The sequence below is a fragment of the Bradyrhizobium sp. CCBAU 45389 genome (genome assembly GCF_028128625.1).
In the GTDB taxonomy this organism is placed as follows: domain Bacteria; phylum Pseudomonadota; class Alphaproteobacteria; order Rhizobiales; family Xanthobacteraceae; genus Bradyrhizobium; species Bradyrhizobium liaoningense_B.
Map to the genome: position 1 here is coordinate 22,059 of NZ_LBIY01000072.1, position 12,888 is coordinate 34,946.

Consider the following 12,888-nt stretch of genomic DNA (forward strand, 5'->3'; position numbering starts at 1 on the left):
AAATTGCTGCCGTCGGATCCAGTTTGAACATCCCTGCAGTCTGCAAGACCAGATCCAACTTTGACTGATCGGGCTCATCGGCCCGCGGGTAGAAGTTCCGCAGAACAACACTGTCATCTGATCCGGTTTCCTGTCGTGCCTTGATCGCCGCATCACCTTTAAGGTTCGTCGGACCCAAATTACTTCCCGGCACTGCTCCTTTTTAGCTGCCGGATGAAATGGTCGAAATCCGTCGCATGGGACGTCGACCGTGGTGATCAGGAAGAGGTTCGAACATGTCCACCATACTCGACATGCTTTATCGCGAGTACTGCCGGGCCCGCCTCACCGAAATGCGAAAGCAACTTTTGATACGGGGCGTTGGCGACAAAATCCTGGAAGCGCCTTGGGAGGACGATGATCCTCCCGACCCTGGCGCTCGAAGGAGTAGCTGGGCGACGAAGGAGTCTCCATCATCCATCGGGTAGCTGGAGCGCGTTGTCGACCCTATGAGGCGCGAGCGCGGGCCAACAGATGGACGATCGAACTCAAACCTCGACGCGATTGTTCGGCGAAACTCCGCCGGTGTTCAGAGCTGACGGCCGCGATCTGCGTATCGATGTCTGCCGCGGGATCGCGTTATGGTGGATCTTTCTCGATCATGTTCCCAATAACATCGGGAGCTGGCTGACACCGCGCAACTACGGCTTCTGCGATGCCGCCGAGATCTTCATGTTCCTCTCGGGCGTGACCTGCGCACTGGCCTACGGCAGGGCGCGTGAGCGCGAGGGCTGGGGCGGCATGATCGGCCGTTCGCTGTGCCGGGGATGGGACATCTACGCGGCGTTTCTGCTGCTTACACTCGCTTGCGCCATCCTGGTCTACCTTGCGGGTAGCGATGATCTCGCCGACGGGAGCAATACGCGAGTTCTGCTCGAACGTCCGGGCGCGACGCTTGCGCACGCCGCAATCCTGCAATACCGGCCTGTCAACACTGACATCCTGCCGGTTTTTGTGATTTTTCACGTGCTGTTTGCGCCGCTGCTGTGGCTGCTGCTGCGAGCGCCGAACGTCACGCTTGGGGTGTCCTTGTTGCTCTACGCGGTCGTGCAGGTCTTTGGTTGGAGAGTTCCCGCCTGGCCCAACGGCGTCTGGTTCTTCAATCCGCTGGCTTGGCAGTTTCTGATCGTGTTGGGCGCATGGTGCGTCATCGAGGGAGAGAAATTCCGGCCGTGGGCGATGTCGCGCTTGACGCTTGTTCTGGCCGTTCTCTATCTAGTTTTCGCCCTGATCCTTGCACAGAGTTGGAGCATCGAGCCGCTGCTCTCGCAAATCTTGAGGGACCTGCCATTTCCACTGGATAAATCGAATCTCAGTCCGATGCGGCTGCTGCATTTTGTGGCTCTTGCAATGGTGACGCTACGATTCATTCCGCGGAATTGGGAGGGGCTATCGACGCCGGTGCTGAGCTGCGCAAGGTGCTGTGGCGAGAATTCGCTGCCGATCTATTGTCTCGGCGTCCTTCTCGCGCTCGCCAGCCAGCTTACGCTGCTCGATCTCTCGGAGGGGCTTGCGATGCAGATCGTGGTTAGTGTTGCCGGAGTGCTGATGATGATCGGCGTCGCGCGGTTACTGAACGCGATCGGCATCCAGCGCGAGCGGAAGTCAGCGGGGACGCAGTCGATCGGGAAAGTTCCACCGGTTCGCTAAACTGGTAGCGGCCGAAGAGGCTTCTGACTCGCATTTTCGCTACCAGCTTCAGATGCTGGCGGACAATTATATGACGCTGCCAAAGAGCACTTTCGTCTTGGAGCGATCCGGCAAGGTCCTTGAGATATTGGAGCGATCCCGAGAGAAGTAAGGCGGCCTCTTTCAGTTGGCGCCTCTTTCACTGCGAATGTCACATGTTGGCCCTTAGCGGACTTTCGCTCATGCGTTTGTCGATGCCCGCTGTCGTGGTCAATGCGGACCTCGCAATCGCGCCCTGCGTGCCCCGGCTTTATGAAGACATGCCCCAGTGCGGTCTGTCCCCATCGCTGGGGACAGACGGCGGCGCTCCAGTGCGCTAGTCTGGCCCGAACGATAGCCAAAATCCCAAGGGAGGCCGCCGCCTTGAGCACCGCGCCGCGCATCGACATCGACCCGGCCGCGTTCTGGGCCGACCCCTATCCGATGCTCGCGAAGATGCGCAAGGAGGCGCCGATCGCGTTCGTGCCGCAGCTCGGCTCGACGCTGCTGACGAGCCGCGACGACATCTCGATCTCGGAGAAGCAGATCGACGTGTTCTCCTCGCATCAGCCCGCCGGCCTGATGAACCGGCTGATGGGCCACAACATGATGCGCAAGGACGGCGAGGCGCATCAGGTCGAGCGTCGCGCGATGTTCCCGACGATCTCACCGAAGACGGTGAAGGCGCACTGGACCGCGCTGTTCCAGTCCCATGCCGACCGCATCATCGCTTCCATCGAGCCGGGGCGCATCGATTTCATGCGCGACTTCGCGCTGCCGTTCTCCGGCGAGTGCCTGAAGTCGATCACCGGCCTCACCAATATCGGCTTCCAGGATATGGACGCGTGGTCGCAGGGCATGATCGAGGGCATCGCCAACTATGCCGGTGATCCCGCGGTCGAGGCGCGCTGCCATGCGGCGACGGCGGGCATCGATGCCGCGATCGACGACATCCTGCCGGTCATGCACAAGCATCCCGACCAGAGCATTTTGGGCGTGCTCCTTGCCTCGGGCATGCCGATGGAAAGCGTGCGTGCGAATGTAAAGCTCGCGATCTCGGGTGGCCAGAACGAACCGCGCAAGGCGATCGCCGGCACGGTGTGGGCGCTGCTCACCCATCCCGGCCAGCTCGATCTGGTCCTGCGCGGTGAAGTGTCATGGCTCCAGGCCTTCGAGGAATATGCCCGCTGGATCTCGCCGATCGGCATGTCGCCGCGCCGGATCGCCAAGCCCTGGACCATCCGCGATGTGTCGTTCGAGCTCGACGAGCGCGTGTTCCTGATGTTCGGCTCCGCCAATCGCGACGAGACGCATTTTGAGCGCGCCGACCAGTTCGACGTGCGGCGCGACACCACCAAGAGCGTCGCCTTCGGCGCCGGCCCGCATTTCTGCGCCGGTGCCTTCGCCTCGCGCGCGATGATCGCCGACGTCGCGCTGCCGACATTGTTCGCCCGTGCGGGCCGCATCGAGATTGCCGACGACGAGCCGCTGCGGATCGGCGGCTGGGCGTTTCGCGGGCTGCAGAATCTGCCGGTGAGATGGCATTAGGCCGGCCGGTGCCTGCGCGCGCCCCGACGGCTCCCATTCGCCGATCATGCCATCATGCTCCTGTTTTGCCCGACGGGTCAAATTAATTTCGGATAATGCGTAAGTCGTTGTTTTCGCACGCCCCGGCTACTGTGCATGGGGTTGTTTTGCGACTTTTTTGTTCAGGTCGTCAGTGCAGCGTGAGGAATCCGAGCGGCCCTCACATTCGCGTGCGGAAAAATTCCGTCTGCATCGTCGCGGCCGTTTGAAAGATTATTCATGCACCTCGCCACACGCGCAGTGCTCGCATCGCTATTTTTCCGCACGTCTCGACACCTCCGCCAAGGCGCACCATCATTCCCGAACGCAGATGAATGACGGCCGCACGCGGCCGGGAGTGTGGAATGCAACGTCGGGACTTCCTGAAACTGTCGATCGGAACGGCGGCCGCCGCTGCCTTGGCCTCGCCCGCCATCGCGCAAGGCGCGGTGAAGGAAATTCGTATCGGCTACCAGAAGACCGGCGTGCTGGTTATCACGCGCCAGCAGGCTGCCCTGGAAAAACATTTCACGCCGCAGGGCATTGAAGTGAAATGGATCGAGTTCTCCTCTGGACCTCCGATGATGGAGGCGATGAACGTCGGCAGCGTTGATTTCGGCGCGGTCGGCGATTCCCCGCCGGTGTTTGCCCAGGCCGCGGGCGCGGCGATCGTCTACGCCGCCGGCCAGCCCATCACCAACGGCCAGGGCATCCTGGTGCCGAAGGATTCGCCGATCCGCACCATCGCCGACTTGAAGGGTAAGCGCATCGGCTTCACCAAGGGATCCAGCGCCCACAACGTCGTCGTGCAGACGCTGGAGAAGGCCGGCCTCACCTATGCCGACATCACGCCGGTGTATCTGACGCCGCCGGACGCCGGCCCTGCCTTCGCCAATGGCAGCATCGAGGCCTGGGCGATCTGGGATCCGTATTTCGCGATCGGCGAGACCAAGCAGAACGGCCGCATCCTGATCAATGCGCGCGAGGTCACCAAGACCAATTCCTTCTACATCGCCAATCGCGAGTTCGCGAGGAACCATGGCGCCATCCTGCAACAGATCGTCGATGTGACCACCGCGGCCGGCAAATGGGCCGAGCAGCATCGCGACGAGGTCGCCAAATCGCTCGCCGCAATCACCGGCGTCCCGCTGGACATCCAGACAGTTGCTGCCAACCGCGCGAATTTCGTTGTCGGTCCCGTCACCGACGACATCGTTGCGACCCAGCAGGGCGTCGCCGACCGCTTCCACAAGCTCGGCCTGATCCCAAAGCCGATCGTCATCCGCGACATCGTCTGGCGCAACCCGGCAGCCTGATCGTGCCGACCGATCTTCCCACGTACAAGGGCTTGAACATGAGGCGTATCATCCAGCGTCTGATCGCGGCCATCGTGCTGTCGATCGGCATTGTCGCCGCGGCAGTCGGCACCTCCTACGGTCAGGACAAGGTGGTCCGTATCGGCTACCAGAAATACGGCAAGCTGGTGCTGCTCAAGAGCAAGGGCACGCTGGAGCCGAAGCTCGCTGCCGACGGCTACAAGGTGGTGTGGACCGAATTCCCCTCCGGCCCGCCGCTGCTCGAAGCGCTCAATGTCGGCGCGATTGATTTCGGCAACACCGGCGAAGCTCCGCCGATCTTCGCGCAGGCCGCCGGTGCGCCGATCCAGTATGTCGCCTACGAGCCGCCGGCGCCGAAGGGCGAGGCGATCCTGGTGCCGAAGGACAGCCCGCTGAAATCGGTCGCTGAGCTCAAGGGCAAGAAGGTCGCGCTCAACAAGGGCTCCAACGTCCACTATCTCCTGGTCAAGGCGCTGGAGAAGGCGGGCGTCAAATATTCCGAGATCGAGCCGGTGTTCCTGGCGCCCGCCGATGCGCGCGCTGCCTTCGAGCGCGGCGCGGTCGATGCCTGGGTGATCTGGGATCCGTTCCAGGCTGCCGCGGAAGCCGCCACCGGCGCGCGCACGCTCGCCGACGGCACCGGCATCGTCGCCAACTACCAGTTCTATTTCTCCTCGAAGAAATTCCTCGAAGCCAATCCCAAGATCGTCGACGCCGTGCTCGCCGAGCTCAGCTCCGTCGATGATTGGGCCAAGGGCGACATCCATGCAGTCGCCGAGCAACTGGCGCCGGCGATCGGCCTGTCCGTCCCCGTGGTCGAGGTGGCCTTGAAGCGGCAGTCCTACGGCATCAAGCCGATCACCGATACCGTCATCGCCGACCAGCAACAGGTTGCCGATGCGTTCTTCGCGCTCAACCTGATCCCCAAATCCATCAAGATTTCCGACGTCGCTCGGAAACCCGGTTCGTGAGCACAGTCATGAGTAAGCAATCCAACGCCAACATCCTCTGGTTCCTGCCGACGCACGGTGACGGCCGCTATCTCGGCACCGGCATCGGCGGCCGCGAGGTCAACTTCAATTATTTGCGCCAGGTCGCGCAGGCCGCCGACCAACTCGGCTATTTCGGCGTGCTGCTGCCGACCGGGCGATCCTGCGAGGATTCCTGGATCGTTGCCTCCAGCGTCGCGCCGTTCACCGAGCGGCTGCGCTACCTCGTGGCGGTCCGCCCCGGCCTGCAATCGCCGACCGTGGCGGCGCGCATGACCGCAACGCTCGATCGCGTCACCAATGGCCGGCTTCTGGTCAATGTCGTCACCGGCGGCGATCCCGTCGAGAACAAGGGCGACGGCATCTTCCTTGGCCATGACGAGCGCTACGAGGTCACCCGCGAGTTCCTCAACGTCTATAGCGACCTGCTCGCGGGCAAGACGGTGAATGTCGAGGGCAAGCACATCCATGTTGAGGGCGGCAAGCTGCTGTTCCCGCCGGTGCAGTCGCCGCGTCCGCCGCTGTATTTCGGCGGCTCGTCGGATGCCGGCATCGACGTCGCGGTCGATGCCGTCGACAAATATCTCACCTGGGGCGAGCCGCCGGCGCAGGTCGCCGAGAAGGTCGCGAAGGTGAGGGCGGCCGCAGAGGCGCGCGGCCGAAAACTGTCCTTCGGCATCCGTCTTCACGTCATCGTCCGCGAGACCAATGAAGAGGCCTGGCGCGCCGCCAACGAGCTGATCAAGCATGTCAGCGACGACACCATCGCCACCGCGCAGAAGAACTTCGCCCGCATGGACTCCGTCGGCCAGCAGCGCATGGCGCAGCTGCATGGCGGCAAGCGCGACAAGCTCGAGATCGCGCCGAACCTGTGGGCCGGTGTCGGCCTCGTGCGCGGCGGCGCCGGCACGGCGCTGGTCGGTGATCCCCAGACGGTCGCGGCGCGCATCAAGGAGTATCAGGACATCGGCATCGATACGTTCATCATGTCGGGCTACCCGCATCTGGAGGAAGCCTATCGTTTCGCCGAGCTCGTGTTCCCGCTGCTCTCGCTGGAGCAGCCGAGCAATGTGACCAAGCTGCACTTCAACGGCGGTCCTTTCGGCGAAACGGTCGGCAGCGATTTCCGTCCGCAGCATCGGGTGTCGCAATCATGAGCCTCATCGACAGTGTTTCGCTTCCGCGCAGCTTCCGCCTGCCGCGGGTTGACGGCCTGGTCCAGTGGATCGTGCCGCTCGCCATCATCGCGATCTGGCAGGTCGCCTGCGTCACCGGCTTCGTGCCGACACGTGTGCTGCCGGCACCGAGCGACGTCGCGCTCGCCGGCTGGAAGCTGCTGCTCTCCGGCGAGCTCGTCCGCAACATCTGGGTCTCGTTCTGGCGCGCCTCGATCGGCTTCCTGATCGGCGGCAGCATCGGCTTCGCCTTCGGCCTCGCCAACGGCCTGTCGCAGCTCTCGGCCAAGCTCACCGACACCACGCTGCAGATGGTGCGCAACGTGCCGCATCTGGCGCTGATCCCGCTCGTCATCCTCTGGTTCGGCATCGACGAGAGCGCAAAACTGTTCCTGGTGGCGCTGGGCGTGTTCTTCCCGATCTACCTCAACACGCTGCACGGCATCCGCACCGTCGATCCCCAGCTGATCGAGATGGGCCGTATCTACGGCATGACCGATGGCGAACTGTTCCGCCGCGTCATCTTCCCGGGCGCGCTGCCCTCGATCTTCGTCGGCATCCGCTTCGCGCTCGGCATCATGTGGCTGACCCTGATCGTCGCCGAGACCATCGCGGCGTCATCGGGCCTCGGCTACATGGCGATGCAGGCGCGCGAGTTCATGCTGATCGACGTCGTCGTGCTCTCGATCCTGATCTACGCCCTGCTCGGCAAGCTCGCCGACAGCGCCTCCCGCGTGCTGGAGCGTCTGACGCTCTCGTGGCACCCCGCCTTCCAGAAACGTTGAGCAGAAATACTGGGAATCACATGCAGACAGCGCTTCGTACGTCCCTTCCCGAGACCGAGCTTGCCAGCCGCGCCAGTTTCGCGCCTCACGCCCGTGTGGTGCGCGAGGAGCGCCCGGTGCAGACCAGCGGCCTGCCGCTCAGCATCCGGGGCTTGCGCAAATCCTTCGGCAGCAACGAGGTGCTGCGCGGCATCGACCTGCACATCCCCGCCGGCCAGTTCGTCGCCATCGTCGGCAAGAGCGGCTGCGGCAAGAGCACGCTGTTGCGGCTGATCGCAGGCCTCGACAAGATCGACGCGGGCAGCATCAGCTTCGGCGGCGACGTCCAGCCCGAAGACATCCGCGTGATGTTCCAGGAGCCGCGGCTGTTGCCCTGGGCCCGCGTGCTCGCCAATGTCGAGGTTGGCCTTGGCCGCGATCGTGCGTCGAAAGACGCGCATGCCCGCGCCGAGCAGGCCCTGAACGAAGTCGGGCTTGCCGAGAAGCGCGACCAGTGGCCGTCGGTGCTGTCGGGCGGCCAGAAGCAGCGCGTTGCGCTCGGCCGTGCGCTGGTGTCCCGTCCCCGCGTGCTCGCTTTCGACGAGCCGCTCGGCGCGCTGGACGCGCTGACCCGGATCTCGATGCAGCGGCTCCTGGAGCGCGTCTGGCGGGATCAGGGCTTTACCGCGATCCTGGTGACCCATGACGTCTCCGAGGCCGTCGCGCTGGCTGACCGGGTGCTGGTGATCGACGAGGGCCGGATCGCCCATGACGTCGTGGTTAACGCCGCGCGGCCGCGGGAGCGCGGCTCGGCCGAGCTTGCCGCCCTCGAAGGCTCGATCTTGAGCCACCTTTTGTCGGCGGACGATCGTACCTAAATACAGGGGAACCCCATTTCGGGGACCATGCCATGAATGTAGTGCCTCGCGATCTCATGACCGAAATCCCTGTTTCGCCCGCCGATTTCCGCGGCGCCATGCGCCACCTCACCGGCGGGGTCAGCGTCATCACCGCCGGGCGGGGCAAGGACATCACCGGCATGACGGTGACCTCAGTGACCTCGCTGTCGGTGGAGCCGCCGACGCTGCTGGTCAGCATCAACCGCGATGCCTCGTCCTTCCCGCTGATCAAGCGCCACGGCGCGTTCGGCGTGAACATCCTCAATGCCGATCAGCTCGACGTTGCCGAGCGCTTTGCCGGCAAGGGCGGGCTGAAGGGCGCCGATCGCTTCGCGGGCGCCAAATGGGTGACGGCGGTCTCGGGAGTTCCGCTGCTGGTCGGCGCATTGTCGGTGTTCGACTGCGAGGTCGAGGAGATCGTCGAGCGGCACTCGCACGGCATCGTCATCGGCCGCGTCAGGGACGTCAGGAACTCGACGCGCAATGCGGCGCTCGCCTATTGGCACGGCCAGTATGTGGCGGTCGACCAGGACGAGGACGCTGCGAAGCTGGCCGACGTCAGCCTTCCCGCGCGCGCCCGGCGCGGCATTTGATCGCCGCCCGCGGGCGCCGGCTGGCCTTTTCCGCCTCATCGCTCTAGAAGCGCCCTGGGCCTCCCATGCGGGATGGCAATGGAGCGGATCGATGAAGCGCGTCGCGACCCTAGCCTTCTACGCCATCGGCGCGCTGGCGATCGCCTATCTCGCGCTCTACGCCTATGCGATGTTCTCGGGCCAGCCGATCGTGCCGGGTGACCCCATCCACATCTTCCGCAAGCCGGATGCGCCGAGTTATTCGTAGAACTTGGTCGGTCTCGTAGGGTGGGCAAAGGCGCCCTTGCGCCGTGCCCACCATCTTTGCGCGATGGCAGCAGTGGTGGGCACGCTTCGCTTTGCCCACCCTACGGCACTGCGGTTGCGGCAATCACCCCCGCAAAATCGCCAGCGCCAGCGCCTGTGCGCGCGGCACGATGCTGTCGACCTCGAGATATTCCTCCGGCGTGTGCGCGAGACCGCCGACCGGGCCGAGACCGCAGATGGTCGGCGTGCCGACCGCTGCGGTGAAGCCGGAATCGGCGCAGCCGCCGGAGAACTCGCCCTGCAGCGTGGTGAGGCCGACCTGCCTTGCTCCGGCCTGATAGCCTTCGAACAGCGCCTTCGACTCCGCGCTCTGCACCACCGGCACGAACTCCCCCTTGATCGTCAGCGTCGCGCTGGTGCCCGGGACGTAAGAGGTTGCGACGATCTTCTCGATCGCGGCCATGATCCGCGCGCGATCGGCGGGATCGACATAGCGCAGGTCGATCTGGCCTTCGGCGAACGGCGCCGTGGTGTTGACGGACTGCCCGCCGGAGACGAGACCGACATTGAGCGTGATGCCCTTGTCGAGATCGGTCAGCGCGTGGATCTGCACGATCTTGTGCGCGAGCTCGCCGATCGCGCTGACGCCGGCGGCGAAATTGGCGCCGGAATGCGCGGCCTTGCCGGTGATGCTCATGTGCATGAAGATGCCGCCCTTGCGCCCCGTGACGACATTGCCCGTGGGCCGGCCCGGCTCGGAGTTGAACACCGCGCGTGCGGCGTGTCCCTCGCGCTCGATGATGGGACGGCAGGCGGGCGAGCCGATCTCCTCGTCCGAGGTGATCAGCACCTTGATCGGGTGCGGCGAGCCGCCGAATTTATGGAAGGCGGTGGCCACGAACACGTTCATGACGAGGCCGGACTTCATGTCGGAGACACCCGGTCCGTAGGCGCGCCCGTCCCGGATCGTGAACGGCCGCCGCCCGGCCTCGCCCTTGCCGAACACGGTGTCGCGATGGCCCATCAACAGCACCGGCTTCTCGTTGCTGCCGGGCTTTGCCACCTCGGCATGGATCGCATCGCCGAAGGTGCCGTGGCTCTCGCGCCGGAATGGAATGCCGTGCTCGGCAAAGTGCCGCTCGAACCGCGCACCGACCGCATCGACGCCTTCCTTGTCGTAGGATCCGGAATCGATGTTCACGACATCGCGCAAGAGATCGATCATCGCCTGCTTCTGCGACGCCAGCCAGTCCGTGATTTGAGCTTCAGACATATGTACCCTCGTGGTTCTCACGCGGGGTTATAGGACCTTGCTCCGGCGTGACCTAGTCGCCGGATGCGGTGCGGCCATGTGTTCGGCGCTCGAAAAGCCGCCGCACCGTCCCGCATGACGCTGCGCTCATGCGGGCTACGGCGCTGCAAAAAGCCAGCGCGATCGTCCACGAAGGGTATCCCCTGTTTTCCCTTTCGAGTTGAAGGACGTTTGAGAAGGCGGACGCGGTCTGTGGCCGACATCACCTCACTCCAAATTCTACCGATCCTGATGCGTATCGATCGTGAACTGCTTCACTCGCGGCGGGCACGATCGTCTCGCTGCAAATGGGTAGGTTTGGCTTACCGTTCGCGCAGTATTGCTGAGTCCGTTATAATCGGCACAAGCTGCCAGTTGGATGTGCCGAGGTCCGCAGCTCTATTTTCAAGGCAGCTCGCGTGCCGTCGGCAGGCCGTGCCTTGCTCTCGCTCGGAGAGCTCTTTCCAAGACTACAGGTATTGTCGCTCTAACTTCGACGGAGAGAAAACATGCCGCTGTTCATCTCATACGTCTCATACTCAAACGCGGGCATCAAGGGAATGGTCGACAAGCCGATCGATCGTACCTCAGTCATCGGTGCGCTGGTCGAGAAAGCCGGCGGAAAGCTCCAGGGAGCTTTCATGACGACTGGTCAGCACGACGCAGTGCTCGTCACGGAGTTTCCCGACGGCTCCGATGCTATTGCGATTGGAATGGTTGCCGCCGCCAGTGGCGCCGTCTCCAAGATCGAAACCGTGCGCGCCTGGAAGATGGGCGAATTCAAGAGCATCGCGGAAAAGGCCGCGAAGCTCGCAAGCTCCTACGTCCCGCCGGGCAAATAGTTCGGACAGATCGCGACACGATCGGGCCCGGAACGCTTGCGGCGCTCCGGGCCGTTTTGCAGACGTCGAGCTTTAAGATCAGCGCTCACCCCATGGCCGGCATGCGCGGATACTCGCCGGGCGTGCCCGCGGGCGGGATCGGGATGCCGCCGTCGGCGTATTCGTTGAGCTTGTTGCGCAACGTGCGGATCGAGATGCCGAGGATGTTGGCGGCGTGGGTGCGGTTGCCGAGGCAGTGCTTCAGCGTCTCCAGAATCAGGTCGCGTTCGACGTCGGCGACGGTGCGACCCACGAGCGCGCGCGTCACCTGCTCGGCGGCCATGGTCGCATGCGCGACGGCCGGAGCGGTCTTGGCGAGATCGAGGCGATCGCCGTCCGGGGTGATGATCGCGTCAGCGCCGATCTCGTCGCCCTGCGCCATCAGCACGGCGCGGTGCATGGTGTTCTCGAGCTCGCGGACGTTGCCCTGCCAGCGATTGGTGGAGAGCACGCGGCGCGCTTCCGCCGAGAGCGGGCGCAGCGGCACGCCGTTGGCCTCGGCATATTTCTTCACGAAGTGCTGGGCGAGCTCGAGGATGTCGGCCGGACGCTCGCGCAGCGGCGGGATCTTCAAGTTCACGACGTTGAGGCGGAACAAGAGATCCTCGCGGAACGTGCCCTCGCGTACGGCTTCGGCGAGATTGCGGTTCGAGGTCGCAATGATGCGGATGTCGACCGGAACCGGCTTGGTGCCGCCGACGCGGTCGATCACGCGCTCCTGAATGGCGCGCAGAAGCTTCGATTGCAGGCGGACGTCCATCTCGGAGATTTCGTCGAGCAGCAGCGTGCCGCCGGTCGCTTCCTCGAACTTGCCGATGCGGCGGGCGACGGCACCGGTGAAGGCGCCCTTCTCGTGGCCGAATAGTTCGGACTCCAGCAGGTGCTCGGGGATCGCGGCGCAGTTGATCGAGATGAACGGCCGCTTGGCGCGGGCCGAGCGGGTGTGGACGTAGCGGGCCAGCACTTCCTTGCCGGTGCCGGACTCGCCGGTGATCATCACCGAGGCGTCGGAGCCGGCGATCTGCTGCGCGAGCTTGATGACCCTGGCCATGGCTTCGTCGCGATAGACCAGCTCGCGGGAATCATTGGCGACGGCCGCGAGCACTGCGGCGATCAGCTCCGGATCCGGCGGCAGCGGGATGTATTCCTTGGCGCCGGCATGGATCGCGGCGACCGCGGCGCGGGCGTCGTTGGTGATGCCGCAGGCGACGATCGGAGCGTGGATGTGCTCGGCCTCCAGCCGCATCACGAGGTCGCGAATGTCGAGGGCGACATCGACCAGCAGCAGGTCGGCGCCCTTGCCGCCGCGCAGCACCCGCATCGCCTGCTCGTGATCCTCGGCATGGGTCACGGTGGCGCCGTTCTCCATCGCGATCTTGGTAGCGGTGGTGAGCTGGCCCTTCAATGTGCCAACGATGAGAAGCCGCATGTCAGTCTCCT

General features: G+C 64.2%; 12 protein-coding genes. 10 read left to right on the forward strand and 2 right to left on the reverse strand.

What is annotated here, in order from left to right; all coding sequences use genetic code 11:
- The first annotated feature begins 513 nt into the window (after window positions 1-513).
- From XH79_RS08585 to XH79_RS08625, 9 genes are all read left to right on the forward strand, one after another.
- Window positions 514-1,689 carry an OpgC family protein gene (locus tag XH79_RS08585; RefSeq protein ID WP_271581378.1) on the forward strand — a complete coding sequence of 392 codons (1,176 nt, stop codon included), beginning with the start codon at window positions 514-516 and terminating at the stop codon, window positions 1,687-1,689.
- Between the two features lie 402 nt (window positions 1,690-2,091).
- A complete protein-coding gene (locus XH79_RS08590) occupies window positions 2,092-3,255 on the forward strand; it encodes a cytochrome P450 (RefSeq protein WP_271581379.1) in 1,164 nt (387 codons plus the stop codon).
- Window positions 3,256-3,638: 383 nt separating this feature from the next.
- The gene (locus tag XH79_RS08595) at window positions 3,639-4,589 is read left to right on the forward strand and encodes a sulfonate ABC transporter substrate-binding protein (RefSeq protein ID WP_212345266.1); all 951 of its coding nucleotides are present in this window, start codon (window positions 3,639-3,641) and stop codon (window positions 4,587-4,589) included.
- Window positions 4,590-4,627: 38 nt separating this feature from the next.
- A complete protein-coding gene (locus XH79_RS08600) occupies window positions 4,628-5,581 on the forward strand; it encodes a sulfonate ABC transporter substrate-binding protein (protein WP_271581380.1) in 954 nt (317 codons plus the stop codon).
- 8 nt (window positions 5,582-5,589) lie between these two features.
- Window positions 5,590-6,756, forward strand: coding sequence for an FMNH2-dependent alkanesulfonate monooxygenase (gene ssuD, locus XH79_RS08605; protein WP_271581381.1), 1,167 nt, complete (start codon window positions 5,590-5,592; stop codon window positions 6,754-6,756).
- The gene (locus tag XH79_RS08610) at window positions 6,753-7,559 is read left to right on the forward strand and encodes an ABC transporter permease subunit (protein ID WP_271581382.1); all 807 of its coding nucleotides are present in this window, start codon (window positions 6,753-6,755) and stop codon (window positions 7,557-7,559) included. Before ssuD ends, XH79_RS08610 begins: the two co-directional genes overlap by 4 nt.
- 20 nt (window positions 7,560-7,579) lie before the next feature.
- Window positions 7,580-8,416, forward strand: a complete 837-nt coding sequence (locus XH79_RS08615) for an ATP-binding cassette domain-containing protein (protein ID WP_271581383.1) — start codon at window positions 7,580-7,582, stop codon at window positions 8,414-8,416.
- A gap of 32 nt (window positions 8,417-8,448) precedes the next feature.
- Window positions 8,449-9,030, forward strand: a complete 582-nt coding sequence (locus XH79_RS08620) for a flavin reductase family protein (RefSeq protein WP_212345276.1) — start codon at window positions 8,449-8,451, stop codon at window positions 9,028-9,030.
- A gap of 91 nt (window positions 9,031-9,121) precedes the next feature.
- The gene (locus tag XH79_RS08625) at window positions 9,122-9,277 is read left to right on the forward strand and encodes a hypothetical protein (protein ID WP_167523728.1); all 156 of its coding nucleotides are present in this window, start codon (window positions 9,122-9,124) and stop codon (window positions 9,275-9,277) included.
- 123 nt (window positions 9,278-9,400) lie between these two features.
- Here XH79_RS08625 and XH79_RS08630 read toward each other — a convergent pair whose 3' ends face one another.
- A complete protein-coding gene (locus XH79_RS08630; RefSeq protein ID WP_271581384.1) occupies window positions 9,401-10,549 on the reverse strand; it encodes a M20 family metallopeptidase in 1,149 nt (382 codons plus the stop codon).
- Between the two features lie 527 nt (window positions 10,550-11,076).
- Here XH79_RS08630 and XH79_RS08635 point away from each other — a divergent pair.
- Window positions 11,077-11,409 carry a GYD domain-containing protein gene (locus XH79_RS08635; RefSeq protein ID WP_018641469.1) on the forward strand — a complete coding sequence of 111 codons (333 nt, stop codon included), beginning with the start codon at window positions 11,077-11,079 and terminating at the stop codon, window positions 11,407-11,409.
- A gap of 85 nt (window positions 11,410-11,494) precedes the next feature.
- Here XH79_RS08635 and flbD read toward each other — a convergent pair whose 3' ends face one another.
- Window positions 11,495-12,877 (reverse strand): sigma-54-dependent transcriptional regulator FlbD, encoded by a 1,383-nt coding sequence (gene flbD / locus XH79_RS08640; protein ID WP_271581385.1) that lies wholly within the window; start codon window positions 12,875-12,877, stop codon window positions 11,495-11,497.
- Between the last annotated feature and the right edge of the window lie 11 nt (window positions 12,878-12,888).

What these genes read in the sequence shown, in the direction of transcription:
- XH79_RS08620 (WP_212345276.1), top strand. Translation starts at nt 8,449, where the DNA reads ATGAATGTAGTGCCTCGCGATCTCATGACCGAAATCCCTGTTTCGCCC.
- XH79_RS08610 (WP_271581382.1), top strand. Translation starts at nt 6,753, where the DNA reads ATGAGCCTCATCGACAGTGTTTCGCTTCCGCGCAGCTTCCGCCTGCCG.
- XH79_RS08625 (WP_167523728.1), top strand. Translation starts at nt 9,122, where the DNA reads ATGAAGCGCGTCGCGACCCTAGCCTTCTACGCCATCGGCGCGCTGGCG.
- XH79_RS08600 (WP_271581380.1), top strand. Translation starts at nt 4,628, where the DNA reads ATGAGGCGTATCATCCAGCGTCTGATCGCGGCCATCGTGCTGTCGATC.
- XH79_RS08595 (WP_212345266.1), top strand. Translation starts at nt 3,639, where the DNA reads ATGCAACGTCGGGACTTCCTGAAACTGTCGATCGGAACGGCGGCCGCC.
- XH79_RS08630 (WP_271581384.1), bottom strand. Translation starts at nt 10,549, where the DNA reads ATGTCTGAAGCTCAAATCACGGACTGGCTGGCGTCGCAGAAGCAGGCG.
- XH79_RS08615 (WP_271581383.1), top strand. Translation starts at nt 7,580, where the DNA reads ATGCAGACAGCGCTTCGTACGTCCCTTCCCGAGACCGAGCTTGCCAGC.
- ssuD (WP_271581381.1), top strand. Translation starts at nt 5,590, where the DNA reads ATGAGTAAGCAATCCAACGCCAACATCCTCTGGTTCCTGCCGACGCAC.
- XH79_RS08635 (WP_018641469.1), top strand. Translation starts at nt 11,077, where the DNA reads ATGCCGCTGTTCATCTCATACGTCTCATACTCAAACGCGGGCATCAAG.
- XH79_RS08585 (WP_271581378.1), top strand. Translation starts at nt 514, where the DNA reads ATGGACGATCGAACTCAAACCTCGACGCGATTGTTCGGCGAAACTCCG.
- flbD (WP_271581385.1), bottom strand. Translation starts at nt 12,877, where the DNA reads ATGCGGCTTCTCATCGTTGGCACATTGAAGGGCCAGCTCACCACCGCT.